Below are 21899 nucleotides of genomic sequence, written 5' to 3'. Positions count from 1 at the left end.
AGGCTTTGACCTGGGGTTCTTCGGTGTTTCGCCGTCGGGTGGCGACGGTTGGTGCTTCCCGGTTGGGTGGTCGCCGTTGAGCGGCGACGGAACTTCTTGGGTGGGGAGCGATCGCGGACGGCGGGGGTGACGATCACTCCAGGCTCCAGGCTCCAGGCTCCAGGCTCCAGGCTCCAGGCTCCAGGCTCACCAAGAGGGTCCAGGTAATCGGTGTCGGGTGGCTATCGCGGGCTTACTGACGATCGGGAGCGCGTTGATCAGGAGTGCGGTGGTGAACCTGGAGGGGGACGCTGTCGTCGCCACTGGAGGGCGACACCGAAGGACAAAGGGCCGCGCACCCCCGTGGGGAGTGCGCGGCCCAATGCGAAAGCGCGAAATAGCTGAAGGAGTGGTTCAGCGGCTCGGATCCCGGACGGCACCGGTGTCGGCGGAGGTGGCCATCCGGGCGTAGGCACGAAGCGCGGCGGTGATCGGGCGCTGACGGTCCTTCGGCTGCCAAGGACGTTCGGCGGCGTCCATCTTCGCCCGGCGTTCGGCGAGGATTTCCGGGCCGACGAGGAGTTCCAGACGGCGTTCGTGGACGTCCAGGACGATCCGGTCGCCGTTCTCCACCAGGCCGATCAGGCCGCCGGCCGCGGCTTCCGGGGAGATGTGCCCGACCGAGATGCCCGACGAGCCGCCGGAGAACCGGCCGTCGGTGATCAGGGCGCACTTCTTGCCGAGGCCGGAGCCCTTGAGGAACGCCGTGGGGTGCAGCATCTCCTGCATTCCGGGGCCGCCGGCCGGGCCTTCGTACCGGATCACCAGGACCTCGCCGGGCTGGATCTCCTTCTTGAGGATCGCCGAAACGGCCTCCTCCTGGCTTTCCAGCACCCGCGCGGGGCCCTCGAAGTGCCACAGGTCCTCGTCGATGCCCGCGGCCTTGATCACTGCGCCGTTCTCGGCGAGGTTGCCGCGCAGGATGGCCAGGCCGCCGTCCTTCGTGTAGGCGTGCTCGATGTCGCGAATGCAGCCGCCGGCGGCGTCGGTGTCGAGTGCCGACCAGCGGTTCTCCGTGGAGAACGCCTGCGTGGTGCGGACTCCGCCCGGAGCTGCGTGGAACAGTTCGAGGGCCGTCTCGGACGGGGAATCGGCGCGGATGTCCCAGGTGGACAGCCAGGTGTCGATGTCGGGGGAGTGCACCGAGTGCACGTCGGTGTTCAGCAGCCCGCCGCGGTGCAATTCGCCGAGGATGGCCGGGATTCCGCCGGCGCGGTGCACGTCCTCCATGTGGTAATCGGAGTTCGGCGCGACTTTCGACAGGCACGGCACCCGTCGGCCGATGGCGTCTATGTCACTGATCGTGAAGTCGATCTCGCCTTCCTGCGCGGCGGCCAGGATGTGCAGCACGGTATTCGTGGAGCCGCCCATGGCCATATCGAGCGCCATCGCGTTCTCGAAGGCCGCCTTCGTCGCGATCGAGCGGGGCAGCGCCGACTCGTCGTCCTCGCCGTACCAGCGCTTGCACAGTTCGACCACGGTGCGCCCGGCGCCCGAGAACAGCGCACGGCGGGCGGCGTGCGTGGCGAGGGTGGAACCGTTGCCGGGCAAGGACAGCCCGAGGGCTTCGGTGAGGCAGTTCATCGAGTTGGCGGTGAACATGCCCGAGCACGAACCGCAGGTGGGACAGGCGGAGCGCTCGACCTCGGATAGGCCTTCTTCGTCGATCGCGGAGTTCGCCGAGGCCGCGATGGTGGTGATCAGGTCGGTCGGCGCGTGCGCGACGCCTTCCACGACCACCGCCTTGCCCGCTTCCATCGGGCCGCCGGACACGAACACCGTGGGGATGTTGAGCCGCATCGCGGCGTTCAGCATGCCCGGGGTGATCTTGTCGCAGTTGGAGATGCACACGAGCGCGTCGGCCTGGTGCGCGTTGACCATGTACTCTACGGAATCCGCGATGATTTCCCGCGACGGCAGCGAATACAGCATGCCGGAGTGGCCCATGGCGATACCGTCGTCGACCGCGATCGTGTGGAACTCGCGGGCGATCCCGCCCGCCTCGGCGACCGCCTCCGCGACGATCTCGCCGAGGTTCTTGAGGTGCACGTGGCCGGGCACGAACTGGGTGTAGGAGTTGGCGATCGCGACGATCGGCTTGCCGAAATCGCTGTCGGTCATTCCGGTCGCGCGCCAGAGCGAGCGTGCGCCCGCCGCGTTGCGACCGTGGGTGGTGGTCCGGGAACGGAGGTGCGGCACGGCATTCTCCCAGGTCAGAAGGCAGGTCCAGGCGGGGTCACGAGGCCGCCCCGCAAACTGGTCCTACCAATTCTACTCCTTGGGCTCGCCCTCGGAGGGCGCGGTCTCGTCCGCCGCTTTCTGCGACTCGTCCTCTGCGGCCGGTTCGGCGGGCTTCTCGCTCGAAGCGCCCGCCTTCAGCTCGTCGTCGCTCAGTACGCCCGACGGGTCCTTGATCTTGCCCTCGCTCACCAGCGCCAGTACCGGTAAATGCCGCGTACGCACGGTGGGAAGGGGTACCTGCGTGTCGTCGCCGAGGACCGCGCGTACGCGCGCCTTGTTCGTGATCGCCAAGCCCTTGAGCGACGACCACGGCAGGTCGCGCTTGCCGAAGACGGTCCGGACGTTCATGCCTTCCTTCGTCGCGACCGTACGGGTGCGCGCGACGAACACGAGCAGGGCGAGCGGGAAGACGTACAGCCACTGGAATCCACCGATCTCGCCGAGTGCGACCGGAGTCACACAGACGGTCAACAGACCGATCGCGAGATACGCCGTGCTGGGAATCCGGAACACAGCCTTCCGGCCCTCTTCCGCGCGCTGGTCCTGCTCTTTTTCGGCCACCCGGAAATGGTGCACCGCCGGTCGTGGCGGGTTGCGTCCGGGTCCGCCGGAAGCAGTACTGACCGTCCAGCATGCGGAATCACTGTCCCGTACAGTTGACACTCGACCCGCGGCCCGGCTACCGTCACCGCCGTGACACCGCAGACCGGCCTCGTACTTCCTCAGCGCGTCGACGCTTAGGAAGAGTCCGCTGCGTCGACGCGCGACCCTCGTGCGACCTTTCGGTCGGCGAGGGTTTTTTGTTGCGTTGGACCGGTTTCGACCGGCAGTACCGCCCCCGACCTACCCGAACGAGTGACACCGAGAACCCACGAGGCAGAACCGATGACCAGTGCCACGTCGCACAGCGACGCGAAGCCCGGGCCGACCGGGCCCGCAGTCCCCGGAGCACGTCCGAAGCCGACTCCCCCGGCCGGTACCCCGGTACGGGTCACCGGCGCGCAGTCGCTCGTCCGCTCGCTCGAGGCGGTCGGCGCCGAGGTCGTTTTCGGTATTCCGGGTGGCACGATCCTCCCCGCCTACGATCCGCTGCTCGATTCCACGAAGGTGCGGCACATCCTGGTGCGGCACGAACAGGGCGCCGGGCATGCCGCGACCGGTTACGCGCAGGCGACCGGCAAGGTCGGCGTCTGCATGGCCACTTCCGGGCCGGGCGCCACGAACCTGGTCACCCCGCTGGCCGACGCGAACATGGACTCGGTGCCGGTGGTGGCCATCACCGGGCAGCAGTCGCGGGCGCTGATCGGCACCGACGCGTTCCAGGAAGCCGACATCTGCGGCATCACCATGCCGGTCACCAAGCACAACTTCCTGGTCACCGACCCGGCCGAGATCCCACAGGCGATCGCCGAGGCGTTCCACCTGGCCGCCACCGGACGGCCCGGCCCGGTGCTGGTCGACATCCCCAAGGACGTGCTGCAGGAGATGACCTCCTTCTCCTGGCCGCCCGAGCTGCGCCTGCCCGGCTATCGGCCCACGTTGCGGCCGCACGGCAAGCAGGTCCGCGAAGCGGCGAAGCTCATCGCCGAGGCGCGCCGCCCCGTGCTCTACGTCGGCGGTGGCGTGATCAAGGCGGAGGCCGCCGGGGCGTTGCTCGAACTCGCCGAGCTGACCGACATGCCGGTCGCCACCACGCTGATGGCCCGCGGGGCGTTCCCCGATTCGCACCGTCAGCACGTCGGCATGCCCGGAATGCACGGCTCGGTGGGCGCGGTCGCCTCGATGCAGCGTGCGGACCTGCTGATCGCGCTCGGCGCACGGTTCGACGACCGGGTCACCGGCCAGCTCTCGTCGTTCGCGCCGGAGGCGAAGATCGTGCACGCGGACATCGACCCCGCGGAGATCTCCAAGAACCGCAAGGCCGACGTGCCGATCGTGGGGGACTGCAAGGAGATCATCACCGAGCTGATCGCCGCGGTCCGGGCCGAGTTCGAGCACGACGCCACCCCCGACCTCAGCGGTTGGTGGACGCAGATCGACTCGTGGCGCGAGAGCTATCCGATGGGCTACGAGTGGCCGGACGACGGTTCGCTGTCGCCGCAGTACGTCATCGAGCGGATCGGCGAGCTGGCCGGGCCTGACGCGGTGTACACCGCGGGGGTCGGCCAGCACCAGATGTGGGCCGCGCAGTTCGTGAAGTACGAGAAGCCGCGTACGTGGATCAACTCCGGTGGGCTCGGCACCATGGGCTTCGCGGTGCCTGCCGCGATGGGCGCGCAGTTCGGGTTGCCCGGCACACAGGTGTGGGCGATCGACGGCGACGGCTGTTTCCAGATGACCAACCAGGAACTGGCCACCTGCGCGATCGAGGGGGCGCCGATCAAGGTGGCCGTGATCAACAACGGCAATCTGGGCATGGTCCGCCAGTGGCAGAACCTGTTCTACTCGGAGCGCTACTCCAACACCGATCTCGGTACGCACAAGCACCGGATCCCGGATTTCGCGCTGCTGGCCGAGGCGCTGGGCTGCGCCGGTCTGCGCTGCGAGGCCAAGGATGACGTCGACGCCACCATCCGGCGGGCGATGGAGATCAACGACCGCCCCGTCGTGATCGACTTCGTCGTGGGGAAGGATGCCCAGGTGTGGCCGATGGTGGCCGCGGGCACCGGCAACGACGAGATCATGGCCGTGCGCGGCATCCGGCCGCTGTTCGACGACGACGAGGTCTCGCAGGAAGCCACCGCGGTCGCGGAGGGAGAAGAAGCATGACTGTGCACACACTGAGCGTGCTGGTCGAGAACAAGCCCGGTGTGCTCGCCCGGGTGTCCGGCTTGTTCTCCCGCCGTGGGTTCAACATCGAGTCCCTCGCCGTCGGGCCCACGGAGAACCCCGAGGTGTCCCGCATGACGATCGTGGTCGCCGTTGAAGAGCTACCGCTCGAACAGGTGACCAAGCAGCTCAACAAGCTGGTGAACGTGATCAAGATCGTGGAGCTGGAACCGGGCGTCGCGGTGCAGCGGGAACTGCTGCTCGTCAAGGTCCGGGCGGACGCCACCGTACGCAGCCAGGTGCTCGAGACCGTCCAGCTCTTCCGCGCCAAGGTGGTGGACGTCTCGCCGGAGGCGCTCACCGTCGAGGCGACCGGGACGTCGGACAAGATCGGCGCGCTGCTGCGAATGCTCGAGCCGTACGGCATCCGGGAGCTCGTGCAGTCCGGCATGGTCGCGGTGGGTCGCGGGGCCCGCTCGATCACCGCCACCTCACCCCGCTGATTTCTGTGCAGTCAGGAAAGGAAGTAGTACCCCCCATGGCAGTGGAAATCTTCTACGACGACGACGCCGACCTGTCGATCATCCAGGGTCGCAAGGTCGCCGTGATCGGCTACGGCAGCCAGGGCCACGCCCACTCGCTGAGCCTGCGCGACTCGGGTGTCGACGTCCGGATCGGCCTGCAGGAGGGGTCGAAGTCCCGCGCCAAGGCCGAGGAACAGGGCCTGCGCGTGCTGACCGTCGCCGAGGCGGCGGCCGAGGCGGACGTGATCATGATCCTCGCCCCGGACACCAAGCAGCGCTTCATCTACGAGGAGCACATCGCGCCGAACCTCAAGGACGGGGACGCGCTGTTCTTCGGGCACGGTTTCAACATCCGGTACGACCTGATCAAGCCGCCGGGCAACGTCGACGTGGCCATGGTCGCCCCGAAGGGCCCGGGCCACCTGGTCCGCCGCCAGTTCGTGGACGGCAAGGGCGTGCCCTGCCTGATCGCGGTCGAGCAGGACGCCTCGGGCACCGCGCAGGCGCTGGCCCTGTCCTACGCCGCCGCCATCGGCGGCGCCCGCGCGGGCGTCATCAAGACGACCTTCACCGAGGAGACCGAAACCGACCTCTTCGGCGAGCAGGCTGTGCTGTGCGGTGGTGCTTCGGCGCTGGTGCAGACCGGCTTCGAGGTGCTGACCGAGGCGGGTTACGCCCCGGAGATCGCCTACTTCGAGGTGCTGCACGAGCTGAAGCTGATCGTCGACCTCATGTACGAGGGCGGCATCGCACGGCAGCGCTACTCCATCTCCGACACCGCGGAGTACGGCGACCTCACCCGCGGCCCGCGCGTGATCTCGCCCGCGGTCAAGGAGGAAATGAAGAAGATCCTCGGCGAAATCCAGGACGGCACGTTCGCCCGCGAGTGGGTCGCCGAGGACGAGGCGGGCCGCCCGAAGTTCATCGAACTCGAGCAGAAGGGCGACCGGCACCCGATCGAGGAGACCGGCAAGAAGCTGCGCGGCTTGATGTCGTGGGTGGACCGGCCGATTACCGAGACCGCCTGAGCAATTTTTACCGGCCCCTCACCTGCGCGTCCGGCGGGTGAGGGGCCTTCGCCGTCCGCGGGCCGGTCTCCGCCGGGAGACGGATACGCTGTGATCATGAGCGACCGGCCTGCCGACGACAAGGTGCACATCCGGCATGAGCTCAACCTCGCCGGTGCCGTCTGGACCTGTGCCGAACCGGCAGGGGCGACGCTGGAGCACTGTGCTGAATACGCCCTCGTTCCGCATACCGACGGTGTCACCTATGTGGCTCTTCGACAGCCGACGGATCCGGACGGGGCGGTGCTGATTTTCACGCCTTCGGAGTGGGATGCGTTCACGAAGGGTGTGCTGGCCGGGGAGTTCGAGTTGCCGGAGGACCGGGCCGCCCGGTGACGGGTTTGCCCACGCTCCGAGGGGTGGGCGGGATGCCCCTCTCAGGATTGGCACGGCGGGGTGCTTTTGCCGAGAAGCGGCGACGGCTTCTGGTGGACGGTGGCCGTGTGGTTCCGGTTGGTTTCGGGTTGCCTCCGGAAGCTGTGGCGGGTGGTGGTAGCGGCTTGTCCTGCCGCGGTGCGGTGGGGTTGCTGCTGTGCGGCGATGTGGTTCACCGCGGCGGGTGAGTGTGTTCGACGGATTGTGGTCTTGGTGGTGGAGTGGTGAGGGCGGTCTGGTCTTTGAGCGGTGACAGCTTGGGCTTTTGAGGTGAGTTGCCTTTGATCGGCGACGGTCGGGGTCAGGTGGTTTCTGTTGCCGCTCGGTGGCGACAGGGGGCGTGGTCGACTCGGCTGTTGCCGTTGAGTGGCGACGAGCGGGTGATGATTGCCGTTGTCGTCGAGAGCCGGGATGGCTGTCGTGGCGTCGGCGGTTGCCCCTGAGCGTCGGTGCGGGTCTGGCTGTTGCCGCTTGGTGGCGACGTATGGAGTGGCGTGCGCCGGCCTCGCCGCTTGGCGGCGACGCGCGGATTGTCGAGGAGTCGCCCGTCGCCGTTGAACGGCTAGACGGCGACGGTTCGGATGCTCTGGTCGCCGCTGTCGCCGTTGAGTGGCGAAGCGGTGGTATCGGCCGTCGCCGTCGGGCGGCGGCCGGTTGGTCATGGCTTCGGCCGTTGCCGCTGGGTGGCGACAGCTGAAGGTGCGGTGTCTCCTGCCGTCGCCATTCAACGGCGACTCCCTGGTCAAAGCTGCTTTTCGCGGTTTGCAGGACCGATGGCTTGGTAGTTGAGCGGGCGGTGCCAGCAATGCGGGCAGGGGGCGAGCGTCGGTCGTGCGGGGGCGAACAGCGCCGGGTGGCGGCTTGGGACGGCGATTGGCTGGCATCGCGGCGGGTAACGACAGGCGGGGCATCAGGCAGGCTGCGACGGAACGCAGGGTCGCAACGCAGGATCGGAAGGCCGAGACGAAGGCTAGCGACGGAAGCCGAGACGAAGGCTAGCGACGAAAGCGGCGCCACCCACTCCGTCCCAGCCTTCGGAGCAAGGCCTGCGCCTCCGGCTGGCCACAGGCCTCGGCCCAGCCTTCGGGGGTGCTGTGCCAGAGGTCGTCCCGGGCGTGGAGATCCGGCCCGTGGTCCACGACGCGGCGGACGTAGGCGACCAGCCGTGGCCAACTGGGGAATCCGAAGTCACGAGCCAACCGGAACTGCGCTTCGGACAGCGCAACCGCGTTCTCCCGGGCGAGGTCCTTCGCGTGCTTGCGCAGCTGTCCGAGATCCGGTTTCGCCGGCAGAGCGTGCATCCGAGGTCCTTCCCTCCCGCCTGACCCTGTGGTCCGCAGGCACCGGGCCGGGAAGAAGGAACAACTCGGGCACCGTGTCGTTCGGGGGGTGGGCTCGGCCCTTTCCGCGGACTGGATGCGGCCCCGGCCGCGCGAGGGTCACTCTAACGTGTCCACTGCCTTGTTGCCGCCCATCGGCGACGAACACCGTGCACCTGAGAAGGAGCCGTGCCGAATGGGCCGCTTCACAACTGTCGATGTTCAGGTCGACCGACCGTCGGGAGGCCGAGGCTGTTGCCGAACAGCGGCAAGTGGGGGAGCACCGGGCACTCGATCCGGGTGCTTTCGCGAACGGCCCGCCAGGCCAATACCGGACAAAGCAAGCATAATTCCATGCCCCGGCCGGAACGTCTCATCCAATGGACGGCATTGTGCACTTCTTCCGGTACACCCACGGTGATCCACCAGGGAAGATCCTTCCGTTGCCGCTCACCGCATCCCGGGACCGCCCGCAGTGACCGACGTGACGCGGCGCCGGGCCGTGTTGCCGCGGCATTACGGGCATGTGGCCAATGCAGGGCGCGCGCTCCCCGTCGTCCGGGCTAAACTCCGCGCATCCGGGCACAACGGCGTGCGCCGCAGGAGAGCGTCCTGGATTTCGTGACCAGATAGTGGGAGCCGCATCGTGACCAAGCCCAGTAAACCCGTCGTCCTCATCGCGGAGAAGCTCGCGCCCTCCGTGCTGAGTGTGTTCGGTGACGAGGTAGAGGTCCGGCAGGTGGACGGAACCGACCGTCCCGCGTTGCTCGAGGCAGTCAAGAGCGCCGACGCACTCCTGGTCCGGTCCGCCACCAAGGTGGATGCGGAGGTGCTTGCCGCGACCACGCAGCTCAAGGTCGTCGCGCGCGCCGGGGTCGGTCTGGACAACGTCGAGATCCCGCCCGCCACCGAGCGCGGGGTGCTCGTGGTCAACGCGCCGACCTCCAACATCGTCTCGGCCGCCGAGCACGCGGTCGCGCTGCTGCTCTCGGTCGCCCGCCGGGTGCCGGCCGCGGACCAGAGCCTGCGCGGCGGCGAGTGGAAGCGGAGCTCGTTCTCCGGGGTCGAGATCAACGGCAAGACCGTCGGCGTGGTCGGCCTCGGCAAGATCGGCCAGCTGGTCAGCCAGCGGCTTGCGGCGTTCGGCACCAAGCTCATCGCCTACGACCCCTACGTCTCGGCCGCCCGGGCCGCGCAGCTCGGCATCGAACTGGTCACTCTCGACGAGCTGCTGGGCCGCGCCGACGCGATCTCCATCCACCTGCCCAAGACGCCGGAGACCAAAGGCCTGATCGACGCCGAGGCCCTCAAGAAGACCAAGCAGGGTGTGATCATCGTCAATGCGGCCCGCGGCGGGCTCATCGACGAGGACGCGCTGGCCGAGGCGATCCGCAGCGGGCACGTCGGCGGCGCCGGCATCGACGTGTTCGTCACCGAGCCGACCACGGCCAGCCCGCTGTTCGAACTGCCGAACGTCGTGGTCACGCCGCACCTCGGTGCCTCCACCGCGGAGGCGCAGGACCGCGCGGGCACCGACGTGGCACGGTCCGTGCTGCTCGCGCTGCGCGGGGACTTCGTGCCGGATGCGGTGAACGTGTCCGGTGGCGGTTCGGTTGGTGAGCACGTGCGGCCGTACCTGTCGCTCACCCAGAAGCTCGGCCAGGTGCTCACCGCGCTCAACCCGAAGGCGCCGACCTCGGTGACCGTGTCGGTCAAGGGTGAGCTGTCCAGTGAGGACGCCTCGGTGCTGCAGCTCGCCGCGTTGCGCGGGGTCTTCACCGGTGTCGTGGAGGATCAGGTCACCTTCGTCAACGCGCCTCGGCTGGCGGAGGAACTGGGCGTGCAGGTGGATCTCGTGTCCGAAACGGAGAGCCCGAAGTTCCGCAGCCTGGTCACGGTGCGCGCGGTGCACGGCGACGGCACCACGCTGACCGTGTCCGGGTCGGTCACCGGCAAGGACGATGTCGAGAAGATCGTCGAGGTCAACGGCCGGCACTTCGATCTGCGGGCCGAGGGCGACGTGCTGCTGCTCGAGTACCCGGACCGGCCGGGGGTGATGGGTCGCGTCGGCACCCTGCTCGGCGAGGCCGGGATCAACATCGAGGCGGCGCAGATCAGCCAGACCACCGACGGCTCCGACGCGGTGATGCTGCTGCGCGTCGACCGGGGCGTGGACAACAATGTGCTGGAGCCGATCGGTGCCACGGTCGGAGCACACATCATTCGGTCTGTCGACTTCAGCTAGTTCGCGACCGCGGCCGGCCCCTTACCCCTGGTGGGTGAGGGGCCGGCCGCGTTTTCCTGCGTATGCAGGCCCGCAACATTCGCATAACGGCCCATATTCGGCACGAAAGTAGGTGTTTCGGGCGGTTAGGTTCTGTCCCGCGAGGCTGAATCACGCGCCGTAGGGCACGGCGCGGCGTTCGCGCTCACCTGTCGGGGGTGTGTCGTGCTGAGTGCGAGCAGGTTCATGATCCGTGCCTCGGGTAAGGGGTTGGGTACTCATGAGCAGAACCCGGCTGCCCAGATGGGCAGCTCGGTCGGTGGCTTTGGGGTCCGCGGTGGTGCTGACGGCGGCTGTCGCCGGTGTGCCATCCGCCTTCGCGCAGGCCGCGCCGCTCGCTGATCCAGTCGCACCTGTGAAGGTCGACTCCACCGGTTTCCAGGGGAAGCTCTCGTCGCGGCTGGGCGCTGCGCAGGGCGAGATCACCGCGTTCGTGGAGCTGGCGAAAAAGCCGGCCGTGGACGCCTTCAAGGCCGAGGAGAGCAAGGGTAAGGAGAAGGCGAAGCAGGCTGCGCGCGCCGCGAAGAATGACGTTGCCGCCGCTGTCAGCTCCGTCGTTGGACAGCTTCGTACCGCAGACGCGAGCACGAAGCTGGTCACGCAGACGTCCAACGCAGTCGCCGGTGCGGTAGTGACAGCGGACGCGGCGAAGATCCGTGAACTCGCGAAGCGCCCCGACGTGGCTTCCGTGCGCACAGTGGTTCCGAAGACGCGTACTAACGCCACCGCCGAGCAACTCACCAACACGCTCGCCAGTTGGCAAAAAACTGGCAAATTCGGCGACGACGTCCGCGTCGGCGTGATCGATGACGGCATCGACTACACCCACGCCGACTTCGGCGGCCCTGGTACGCCGGAGGCCTTCAAGTCGGTCGACTCAACCAAGCCGACGCCGTTGTTCCCGAACGCCAAAGTGGTCGGCGGCACGGACCTCGTCGGTGACAAATACGATTCCGAGGGCAAGAACGGTTCCAAGACACCGGCGCCCGACCCCAACCCCATCGCGTGCGGCGAGCACGGTACGCACGTCGCCGGCACCATCGCGGGCTTCGGCGTCAACGCGGACGGCAGCACGTTCACCGGTGACTACCGGAAGCTGAACAAGAAGAAGCTCGAGGACATGCGGATCGGCCCGGGCACCGCACCGAAGGCTTTGCTGTACGCCATCAAGGTGTTCGGGTGCAAGGGTTCCACCAATGTCACCTCGCAGGCGCTGGACTGGGCGCTCGACCCGGATGGCGACGGCGACTTCACCGATCACCTCGATGTGGTGAACCTGTCGCTGGGCAGCGACTTCGGCGCACCGGACGACCCGGACTCGCTGTTCGTGCGCAAGCTCGCCCAGAACGGCGTGGTCCCGGTGATCTCCGCGGGCAACGGCGGTGACCTCAACGACATCGCCGGCTCGCCGAGCAACACGCCGGAGGCCCTCAGCGTCGCCAACACCCGCGACGCGGGCGATCTGAAGGACGCCGTGGAGACGACGGCCCCGATCACCGGCCGGCAGCCCGGTCAGTACAGCCAGGATTACACCGGCTACGACACGCTCGACCTGGCTGCCCAGGTGGTTCCGTTGTCCGTGGACAACAAGGCAGGCTGTGCCGCGTACTCTGCCGAGGACAAGGCGAAGGTCGCCGGCAAGATCGCCTGGCTGGAGTGGGACGACAACGACGCCACCCGGCCATGCGGATCCGCCGCGCGGGCGAACAACGCGCAAGCGGCCGGAGCCAAGGGTGTCCTCCTTTCATCCACGTTGGAGCACCCGGCCGCCGGGATCGCCGGCAACGCCGGGGTTCCGATGTTCCAGTTCACGGGCAAGGCGACTGCGGCGATGCGGCCGGGGCTGGCCGCGGGGACGCTGAACGTCCGCCTCTTCGGGGACGGCCGCACCTCCTTGCAGACCGACGATCAGTCCATTGTGGATACGGTGAGCTCGTCCACGTCGCGGGGCGGGCGTGGCCCGGCAGTGAAGCCGGATGTCGCCGCGCCCGGGGACACGATCACCTCGGCGCTGCGTGGCAGTGGCAACGGCAGGAGTGTCAAGACCGGCACGTCGATGGCCGCACCGCACGCTTCGGGCATCACCGCGCTTGTCCGCCAGGCGCACCCGGAATGGAATGTCGAGGAGGTCAAGGCGGACGTCGTCGGCACTGCCGCGCATGACGTCTCCGACGGCAAGGGGCACACCTATGCTCCGCAACGTGTCGGTACCGGCCGTATAGACGCAAAGGCGGCTCTCGACAACCAGGTGCTCACGTACGTGCAGGACGATCCTGGCGCGGTGAGTGTCACCTTCGGGACGGTCGAGGCTGCCGGGCCGGTCACCGTCAGCAAGACGGTCAAGGTGGTCAACAAGGGCGTCAAGCCGGTGGAGTACTCCGTCGGATACGAAGCAGTGAACAGCCTTCCCGGTGTCGAGTACACAGTCGACAAGAAGTCGGTGAAGGTAGGCCCGCGTAGTGCCGCGACGGTGAAGGTGACGCTTCAGATCGCCGACCCGAAGGCGCTGCGCAAGGTCATGGACCCGACGATGGAGGCGACGCAGTCCGGGTCGGCGCGGCAGTTCGTTGCCGACGCTTCGGGCCGTGTCGCGTTCACGCCGAAGAATGGCGCTACGGTGCCGCTGCGTGTTGCGGTCTACTCGGCGCCGAAGCCGGTTTCGGCGATCACGACGCCCACGGGTGTGCGCTTCAACGGCGACGCTGACCAGGCGGTGCTGAATCTCGGTGGTAAGGGCATCGACCAGGGCGATGGTGCACAGCGGTATCGGTCGCTCATCAGCATGCTTGAGCTGCAGGCGGAATCCCCGCAGCTGCCGGAGTGCGACACGCATGTCACCTCCGACTGCACGCTCAACCGCACTGCCAAGGGCGGCGACCTGCGCTACGTCGGTGCGGCGTCAACAGCGTCGCTCGCGAAGGCACAGGGCGAACCGGAGAAGGCGACACTGGCGTTCGGGATCTCCACCTGGAGCGACTTCGCCAACCTTGGGAGCAACACGGTGCCGTTCGTCGACATCGACACGAACGGTGACGGGAAACCGGACTTCGAAACCTACGTGACGAAGTCGGCGGGCACCGACGCGCTCTTCGCGAGCACAGTGTCGTTGACCAAGCCGAACAACCCGCGGGTTGACTTGCAGGCGATCAACGGGCAGCTCGGCAATGTGGACACCAACGTGTTCGATTCCAACGTGATGGTGTTGCCGGTCAGCATCGCCGCGCTGGGCATCGACCCGAAGGCTGCTTCGCACCGGATCAGCTACACCGTCGGCGTCAATGGCTTCTACACCGCTCCTGGCGTTTCCGATGGGCTGATCGACTCAGTCAAGACGCCGCTGTCGTTCGATGCTCTTGCGCCGGCGTACGCAGTGCAGGGCGGTGGCGACGCAGCGCTCACGTACGTCGCGAAGCCGGGTTCGGCGTTGGTGGTCAACCGGAACAAGGCGTCTGTCGCCGGTGACAAGCCGATGGGGCTGCTGGCGCTCGAACACCACAACGCCACGGGTACCCGGGCGTCGGTGGTGCGGATCGAATCCGAGGTTTCGCACGGCTGATCTGTGCCGCTCACCTGGCCAGACCCACCTGAATGGGTGAACCTGGCCAGGTGTCAGGGTGTGATCGAAAACCTGGTGACGGGGGCTGTTCAGGCGGTATACCGCCTGGCTGCCCCCGTTTTCGTTACCCTGAACGGGTGCCTCACCCCGTGGGAGGATGCGGCATAAGGGTGGTGCGGCTACGGCGTTTTGTCTACGGCCGGTAACCTTCCGCCTGCTGGTGTTGTTGTGTGTATGGGCCATCGGGGTGCCCGATGGCCTGGGCTACGGAGGTGTGTGGATGCGGCTCGCGGTGATCCCAGGTGACGGGATCGGGCCCGAGGTGGTCTCCGAGGCGCTGAAGGTGCTCGGCGAAGTAGCACCGACGGCGGAGATCACGAACTACGACCTCGGCGCCGCCCGGTGGCACGCGACCGGGGAGCTGCTTCCCGAATCGGTGCTCGGCGAGCTGCGCCAGCACGACGCGATTCTGCTCGGCGCGGTCGGCGACCCGACGGTGCCCAGCGGCATTCTCGAGCGCGGTCTGCTGCTGCGCCTGCGCTTCGAGATGGACCACCACGTGAACCTGCGCCCCGCGCGGCTGTACCCCGGCGTACGCGGCCCACTGTCCGAGAGCGGCGACATCGACATGGTGGTTGTGCGCGAAGGCACTGAAGGCCCGTACGCGGGCAACGGCGGTCTGCTTCGCAAGGACACCGAGCACGAGATCGCCACCGAGATCAGCGTCAACACCGCGTTCGGCGTACGGCGCGTCGTGGCCGACGCGTTCAACCGCGCCGAGGAGCGGCCTCGTAAGCACCTCACGCTGGTACACAAGACCAACGTGCTGGAGCACGCGGGCTCCCTGTGGTCGCGCATCGTCGAAGAGGTGTCGCTGGAACACCCGGACGTCACCGTCGCGTACTCGCACGTGGACGCCGCGACCATCCACTTCGTCACGGACCCGTCGCGCTTCGACGTGATCGTCACCGACAACCTCTTCGGCGACATCATCACCGACCTCGCCGCCGCAGTGACCGGTGGCATCGGTCTCGCCGCGAGCGGGAACCTCGACATCACCCGGCGCAACCCGAGCATGTTCGAGCCGGTACACGGCAGCGCGCCGGACATCGCGGGGCAGGGGCTGGCGGATCCGACCGCGGCCGTGCTGTCGGTGTCGCTGCTGATGGACCACCTCGGCCAGAAGGAAGCCTCGCGGCGCATCGAGGCCTCGGTGGCCTTCGACCTGGCCACGCGCGATCAGGCCTCGCCAGGCGCCACCCAGGCGATCGGCGACCGGCTGGCCGCGCTGGTGTCCTCGAACACACTGCGCTCCGCCGGCTAGCAGCTGCACGCACGACCCCCGCCGCGGAAGACCGGTCGAAGTCCGGCGCTGACCCGCAACGGTAGGCCTCCACTCCCGGAGGCGAGCCCGACACCGGCGGGGGCTTGTAGCCCCAGCGTTGTCCCCTCCCGCCGTGGTCTGCGGGAGACGACACCAGCCTCCTCGCTCCCCACCGAACGGACGGCTGCCGTCTTCCTCTCGCGGACCGGTACAGATTGGGTTTCCACGGTGCCGTCCCGAGACTCTTGCCAGGTTCCTGACGACCCTTCGCCCGCGGATGCCTCGGCGTCCGGCGCCGTATCCGGCTCCGCGGCCGGTCCTGATCCCGGTCCCGGTCCCGGTCCCGGTCCGGTTCGCGGCGCTGCCTCTGGTGCGGGTTCGGGGGCTGGTTTGAATTCCGGTTCGGGCACGGGTCTCGTTTCCGGTTCCGGGGTGGCCCGCGGCTCCGGCTCGGGTGTGGATTCAGGCGCTGACTCGGGTCCTCGTCTTGTCTCAGGTTCTGGGGCGGCTCGTGGGTCCGCTTCTGGTGTGGGCTCCGGCTCCGGCTCCGGCTCCGGCTCCGGCTCCGGCTCCGGCTCCGGCTCCGGCTCCGGCTCCGGCTCCGGCTCCGGCTCCGACTCCGACTCCGACTCCGACTCCGACTCCGACTCCGACTCCGACTCCGACTCCGACTCCGACTCCGACTCCGACTCCGACTCCGACTCCGACTCCGTGGATAATGCCGCTTCGCCCTCCAGCGGCGAATCCTCGGGCGCCGCCGCCACCTCGGAGACCTCTGCGCGTGGTCGCTCGCACTCCGGCCTTCCTCCTGAGGGCAAGGACCCTTCATCGTCACCCCAGACCGCGCCGGGCGATTCGCCACTCACCGGCGACGTCGTCCCCACCGATCCTTCTCCTTCGTCCAAGGATCACAGCGTCACCGAGTTGTCGCCGCCGAGCGGCGACAGAGACGCAGCCCTGCCGCCCCGGCCCGAGGACGCTGGCGGATCGTCGCCGTTGAACGGCGATGAAGGCGCGTGTGTTTCGCCGCTACCGGTCGACGCTGGGGTTGCGAGCGGATCGTCGCCGCTGAACGGCAACGCCGGCCCGAGTGCCTCCACTCAGTCAGCTGATCCGGACAGCGGCGGAGCCGACGGTGCGTGCGTGCCGCGTCGGCAGAGTGAAGTCGATGGCATGAGGAGGTCGTCGCCGTTGAGTGGCGATGACGTCGATTCCGTCCCGCCTCGACCCGGTGGCGTCGTGGGCCTGCGCAGCTCGTTGCCATTCAGTGGCGACGGTGTCGCGAGTGAACCGTCGTTGCTCCCGCTGCCGTCGTCGGTCGGTGGTGGCGCCGACCTCGGTGACGCCAGGTCGTCGCCGCGGAGTGGCGAAACCGGTGTTGCCGCGTTGTCGCCGCTGGCCAGCAACGCCGGGTCGGCCAGCGGCCAGCCTTCTGCCGTTTTGGCTGGAAGCGAACAGCCAAGCCGAGTCGCGCCAGTCGTCTCCGGGACGGATGAAACGACCTCCCGCGATGCCTCGGCTCGTACTGGTCCTTCCGGGGAAGCAGCGACTTCGGGCGCTGTCGGAAGAGAGCCTCCGGCCGCTTCGATGTCGGTCTCGTCAGCGTCGCCGCGGGGGTCTGGCCAGCGAGTCGCCGTTCAGCGGCAACGGCCGTTGGCACCGATTCTCATCGGGCTGGTGGTCGCGCTTCTGGGCTCGGTGGTGGTCGCGATCGGAATCGGGACGGTCGCGGTGCCGATCACTCATACGTGGGCGTTCCTCCGCGCCGGGCTGTTCGGGGGGACGATCGGTGTGGAGGACGCAGGGCAGTATCGAATCATCTGGGACATCCGCCTCCCCCGCGTTCTGCTCGCGGTCATCGTCGGCGCTGGGTTGGCGACGGTCGGCGTCGCAGTGCAGGCCATGGTGCGCAACGCGCTCGCGGAGCCGTTCGTGCTCGGCATTTCGTCCGGGGCGTCGGTCGGCGCCACGGCAGTAACGTTGTTCGGCATATTCGCGTCCTTCGGGATCTACGCGCTGTCGATCGGCGCCTTCCTGGCAGCGCTTGCTGCGACCACGATCGTTTACTTGGTCGCCCGTACGAGGCAGGGGCTCACCCCGCTGCGTCTCGTGCTGACCGGAACCGCGCTGTCGCAAGGTTTCTTCGCGGTCACCACGGTGCTGGTGTTTCAGGCACCGAACGGGGAAGCCGCGCGATCTGCCTTGTTCTGGCTGCTCGGCAGTCTCGCCGGCGCGAACTGGGGAGCGCTGCCGGTCGCCGCCATCGTGATCGTGGCCGGGGTGTTCCTGCTGGTGGCATTGGCCGGTCGGCTCAACGCACTCGCGATGGGCGACGAAGCGGCGACCACGCTCGGGGTGGATGTCACGCGACTGCGCGTGTTCCTGTTCATCGCCTGCTCCGCAATGACCGGGGTGCTCGTCGCGGTGAGTGGTGCGATCGGTTTCGTCGGCTTGATTCTGCCGCATTTGGTGCGCCTCGTCGTCGGTGCCGATCATCGGCGGGTGCTTCTCGTCGCGCCGCTGGCCGGTGCGGTTTTCCTGGTGTGGGTGGATGTCGCCGCGAGGGTGCTCGCCGCGCCCGAGGAGTTGCCGATCGGGGTGCTGACCGCTGCGGTCGGCGTCCCCGCCTTCCTGATCCTGATGCGCCGACGCGCTTATGTCTTCGGAGGAGCGTGAATGGACATCTCGCTCAATGGGGTGAGCATCACCGCCGCCGGCCGGACACTGGTCGAGGACGTGACGCTCGCTGCGTCGCAAGGCCGGTTCGTCGGGCTGCTCGGGCCGAACGGCAGCGGCAAATCGACCACGCTGCGGGCTGTTTACCAGGTCCTGAAGCCATCTGCCGGTGCCGTACTCGTCGATGGCAAGCCGTTGGAGAGTATGACGGCAAGGACGCGGGCCCGGGCCATTGCCGCGGTGGCCCAGGAATCCCACACGGAGTTCGACTTCACCGTGTCCGAGGTGGTGGCGATGGGCCGGCTACCGCACCACGGACTGCTCGACCGGATGACCGCAGGCGATCGGCAATGGTGTGACGTGGCGCTGGCGCAAGTGGGCCTCGCACATCTCGCGGACCGCGGCGTGCTGACCCTGTCCGGCGGCGAACGGCAGCGTGTACTGATCGCCCGTGCACTGGCCCAGCAACCGCGGATCCTGGTGCTCGACGAACCGACGAACCATCTCGACATTCGCCATCAGCTGGAAATTCTCGCGTTGGTCCGGGCAAGCGGCTTGACCGTGCTGGCCGCTCTGCACGACCTGAACCTGGCCGCGGCGATGTGCGACGCGGTCCACGTCCTCGACCACGGCCGGCTCGTTGCGAGCGGCACCCCCGAACAGGTCCTCACCCCGCGGTTGCTCGCCGAAGTGTTCGGGGTGCACGCAGCCGTGGTGCGGCATCCCGCCACAGGACGTCCCCAGTTGTTGTTCGACCGGCTCGAAACCCAGGAGGACAGCCATGCGTAAAACGATCGCGACGGTCCTGGTCGCCGCACTCGCCGTGACGAGTTGTGGCGCCCAAGTGTCCGATGCGGACAGTGGTGCCGCGCCACCCGGCTATCCGGTGACCGTGACCAACTGCGGCCGGCCGATGACCGTCCAGAAGCCGCCATCGCGCGTGGTGACGAACGACATCGGGATCACCGAGCTGATGTTCGCGCTCGGGCTTGGTGACCGGATGGCCGGTTACGTCGTCGACAAAGGACAGTCCGGTGGAGTCGCCTCGTCGCCGTGGAAGGCGGACTTCGGCAAGGTGCCCAAGCTCGCAGAGAAGATCAACCGCGAGGTGGTGCAGGGCGCGGCCGCCGATCTCGTCTTCGCGGGCTGGAGCTACGGATTCTCCGAAGGCACCGGCTTCACCCCGGACACACTGGCCAAGCTGGGGATAGCCAGCTACCAGTTGACCGAGGCCTGCCGCAACGGAGTGGGCAAGCAGCGCGGCATCATGCCACCGCTCGACGCGCTGTACACGGATCTGCAGAATCTGGGGAAAATCTTCGGGGTAAGTGATCGTGCGGAGAAGTTGATCCGAGAATACCGCAAACAGGTAGACGAGGTGGCCGCCGCGATCCCCGCCGGGAGCCCCAAGCCCAAGGTGTTCCTCTACGACGATGGCCGTGACCAGCCGTTCACCTCGGCGCGGAACGCGGGACCGGACGAGATCATCACCAAATCGGGTGGTGTGAACATCTTCGCCGACGTCGACGACAGCTGGACGACGGTGAGCTGGGAAGCAGTGCTGCAGCGCGCACCCGATGTCATCCTCATCAACGACTACGGCGGCGAAGTGGGAACCGTTGCGGACAAAGAAAACTTCTTGCGTTCGAAGGCCGGTGTGCGTGATCTCCCGGCCGTCCGGGATGGACACTTCTTCGCGCTGCCCTACGCAGCGCTGGTGGAAGGACCGCGGAATGCGTCCGCGGTCGTCGAATTCGGTCGTTACCTGGCCGGTCTGCGCCGCTGAAGTGGCTCAGATCGTGGGAAGCTTCGCCCGGCACTTGGACGCCGGGCGAAGCTGTGGCATGATGCGTGGCATGACCGCCACTTCGATCATTATTGCCGAGCGCGCCGGATAGACGCTCCACAAGAGCTTCCGGCGCGCAACCTCTCGCACCCATGCGGGAGGTTTTTTGTTGCCTGAAACAGGTTCTGCCCAGCACAAGGAGTACGCCGTGACCCGCACGGAGCCCGCCGGAACACCGCTCGGTGACGCTTTCCACCTCTACGACACGACGCTGCGCGACGGCGCACAGCGCGAGGGCATCACGTACTCCGTCGCCGACAAGCTCGCGGTCGCTCGTCTGCTGGACGAGCTGGGCGTCGGGTTCATCGAGGGTGGCTGGCCGGGGGCGCTTCCGAAGGACACCGAGTTCTTCGCGCGGGCCGCGAAAGGCGAGCTGCTGCTGAAGCACGCAGCTCTTGTCGCCTTCGGTGCCACGCGCAAAGCGGGTACCACGGCGGAGAAGGATCCCCAGGTCCGGGCGTTGCTCGACGCGGAAGCGCCCGTGATCACGGTGGTGGCCAAGTCGGACTTGCGGCATATCGAGCGTGCGCTTCGGGTGGACGTCGACGAGGCGTGCGCGATGGTCCACGACACGGTCGCGTTCCTCGTTCGGGAGGGGCGACGGGTATTCCTCGACGCCGAGCACTTCTTCGACGGTTACGCCGCGTCTCCCGATACCTCGTTGCGGGTTCTCGACGCGGCGGCCGGCGCAGGTGCGGACGTTCTCGTGCTGTGCGACACCAACGGTGGCAGGCTTCCCCTGGGGTTGGCCGAAACGGTGCGTGAGATCAAGGAGAAGACCGGGTTCCGCTTGGGAATCCATTGCCAGGACGACACTTCCTGCGCGGTGGCGAACTCCGTCGCTGCGGTGCAGGCCGGCGCGACGCACGTGCAGTGCACCGCGAACGGTTACGGGGAACGGGCCGGCAACGCCGATCTGTTCGCCGTGGCGGGAAACCTCGTGACCAAGCTCGGTATGGAGGTCCTCCCGACCGGAGGAATTGCCGAGCTCACCCGGGTCTCCCACGCCCTTGCCGAGATCGCCAATCTCGCACCCGACACCCACCAGGCCTACGTCGGGTCGTCGGCCTTCGCTCACAAGGCGGGGCTGCACGCGAGTGCGATCAAGGTGGATCCATTGCTGTACAACCACATTGATCCGGCTTCGGTCGGCAACGGCATGCGGGTGCTGGTCACTGAGATGGCCGGCAGGGCCAGCCTTGAGCTCAAGGGACGTGAGCTCGGGGTCGACCTTGCCGGCCGGCCTGAAGCACTGACGAACGCGGTGCGGAAGGTCAAGGAACTGGAGTCGGAGGGCTGGTCGTTCGAGGCCGCCGATGCTTCGCTCGGATTGTTGCTGCGGCGCGAGATTGAGCACATTTCGGCGGAACCGCCGCCGGTCCCGCCGTTCGAGCTGGAGTCCTACCGGGTCGTGCTCGACCACCGGCCGGACGGCGAGGTGGTGTCCGAGGCGACCGTGAAGGTGCATGTGGGCGGCCGGCGGGTGATCGCGACCGCGGAGGGCAACGGACCGGTGCACGCGCTCGACGCCGCGTTGCGCGAGGCGCTGAGCCCGCACCTGCCCTGGCTGGACAGCGTGGAGCTGGCGGACTACAAGGTGCGGATTCTCCCGTCGAACCCGGGCACAGACGCGGTGACGCGCGTTCTCGTCGAGACCAGTGACGGCGAACATGCCTGGACCACGGTCGGTGTGCACGGGAACATCGTCGAGGCGAGCTGGCTGGCGTTGTGCGATGCGCTGGTGCACAAGAGTCTGGTGACCGTGGATGGGTGACGTTCTGTGGTCTTGGCGTGTTCGACGGTCCGATCGTGGTCCTTGTCCGGACGCGTTTCGCCCGTCCACGAGCTGGCGGCCGGTGTGGCGGTCGCTGTTCGTGAG

The 21899-nt window shown here is 67.8% G+C and carries 14 protein-coding genes; 11 read left to right on the top strand and 3 right to left on the bottom strand.

The features are described 5' to 3' along the window. Nucleotides 1–393: 393 nt before the first annotated feature. Complete coding sequence (gene ilvD, locus ATK36_RS09080) at nt 394–2238, bottom strand: dihydroxy-acid dehydratase (RefSeq protein ID WP_098510854.1); 1845 nt, start codon at nt 2236–2238, stop codon at nt 394–396. Nucleotides 2239–2310: 72 nt separating this feature from the next. Further along, nucleotides 2311–2841, bottom strand: a complete 531-nt coding sequence (locus ATK36_RS09075) for a PH domain-containing protein (protein WP_098514743.1) — start codon at nt 2839–2841, stop codon at nt 2311–2313. Between the two features lie 324 nt (nt 2842–3165). On the opposite strand from ATK36_RS09075, the gene ATK36_RS09070 reads away from it, so the two are divergent. The 4 genes from ATK36_RS09070 (at nt 3166) to ATK36_RS09055 (ending at nt 6976) form a co-directional block, all read left to right on the top strand. Beyond that, nucleotides 3166–5049 carry an acetolactate synthase large subunit gene (locus tag ATK36_RS09070; RefSeq protein WP_098510853.1) on the top strand — a complete coding sequence of 628 codons (1884 nt, stop codon included), beginning with the start codon at nt 3166–3168 and terminating at the stop codon, nt 5047–5049. Continuing rightward, nucleotides 5046–5552, top strand: a complete 507-nt coding sequence (ilvN, locus tag ATK36_RS09065; protein WP_098510852.1) for an acetolactate synthase small subunit — start codon at nt 5046–5048, stop codon at nt 5550–5552. Before ATK36_RS09070 ends, ilvN begins: the two co-directional genes overlap by 4 nt. A 35-nt stretch (nt 5553–5587) precedes the next feature. After that, nucleotides 5588–6601 (top strand): ketol-acid reductoisomerase, encoded by a 1014-nt coding sequence (gene ilvC / locus ATK36_RS09060; protein ID WP_098510851.1) that lies wholly within the window; start codon nt 5588–5590, stop codon nt 6599–6601. A 96-nt stretch (nt 6602–6697) separates the two neighbouring features. Next, nucleotides 6698–6976, top strand: coding sequence for a DUF397 domain-containing protein (locus tag ATK36_RS09055; protein ID WP_098514742.1), 279 nt, complete (start codon nt 6698–6700; stop codon nt 6974–6976). Between the two features lie 1034 nt (nt 6977–8010). On the opposite strand, the gene ATK36_RS33400 is transcribed toward ATK36_RS09055, so the two are convergent. Then, the gene (locus ATK36_RS33400; protein WP_245914534.1) at nt 8011–8316 is read right to left on the bottom strand and encodes a hypothetical protein; all 306 of its coding nucleotides are present in this window, start codon (nt 8314–8316) and stop codon (nt 8011–8013) included. Nucleotides 8317–8980: 664 nt separating this feature from the next. On the opposite strand from ATK36_RS33400, the gene serA reads away from it, so the two are divergent. The 7 genes from serA to cimA all read left to right on the top strand — a co-directional run bounded on the left by serA (nt 8981) and on the right by cimA (nt 21794). Further along, nucleotides 8981–10579, top strand: a complete 1599-nt coding sequence (serA, locus tag ATK36_RS09045) for a phosphoglycerate dehydrogenase (protein ID WP_098510850.1) — start codon at nt 8981–8983, stop codon at nt 10577–10579. A 259-nt stretch (nt 10580–10838) separates the two neighbouring features. Continuing rightward, nucleotides 10839–14174 carry a S8 family peptidase gene (locus ATK36_RS09040; protein ID WP_098510849.1) on the top strand — a complete coding sequence of 1112 codons (3336 nt, stop codon included), beginning with the start codon at nt 10839–10841 and terminating at the stop codon, nt 14172–14174. Between the two features lie 280 nt (nt 14175–14454). Next, entirely contained in the window at nt 14455–15498 is a 1044-nt protein-coding gene (locus ATK36_RS09035; RefSeq protein WP_098510848.1) for a 3-isopropylmalate dehydrogenase, read from the top strand. A 1677-nt stretch (nt 15499–17175) separates the two neighbouring features. Continuing rightward, entirely contained in the window at nt 17176–18174 is a 999-nt protein-coding gene (locus ATK36_RS09020) for a FecCD family ABC transporter permease (protein WP_342751994.1), read from the top strand. After that, on the top strand, nt 18175–18963 hold the full coding sequence (locus tag ATK36_RS09015) for an ABC transporter ATP-binding protein (RefSeq protein WP_098510846.1): 789 nt from the start codon (nt 18175–18177) through the stop codon (nt 18961–18963). Next, entirely contained in the window at nt 18956–19960 is a 1005-nt protein-coding gene (locus tag ATK36_RS09010; RefSeq protein WP_098510845.1) for an ABC transporter substrate-binding protein, read from the top strand. The genes ATK36_RS09015 and ATK36_RS09010 overlap by 8 nt, the downstream gene beginning before the upstream one ends. Nucleotides 19961–20168: 208 nt before the next feature. Next, complete coding sequence (cimA, locus tag ATK36_RS09005; RefSeq protein WP_098510844.1) at nt 20169–21794, top strand: citramalate synthase; 1626 nt, start codon at nt 20169–20171, stop codon at nt 21792–21794. Nucleotides 21795–21899 lie beyond the last annotated feature (105 nt).

Origin of the sequence: Amycolatopsis sulphurea, from assembly GCF_002564045.1 — a bacterium.
Lineage (GTDB): Bacteria > Actinomycetota > Actinomycetes > Mycobacteriales > Pseudonocardiaceae > Amycolatopsis > Amycolatopsis sulphurea.
Note: the sequence above shows the minus strand (reverse complement) of the source record. Positions and strands in the feature narration are given on the sequence as shown.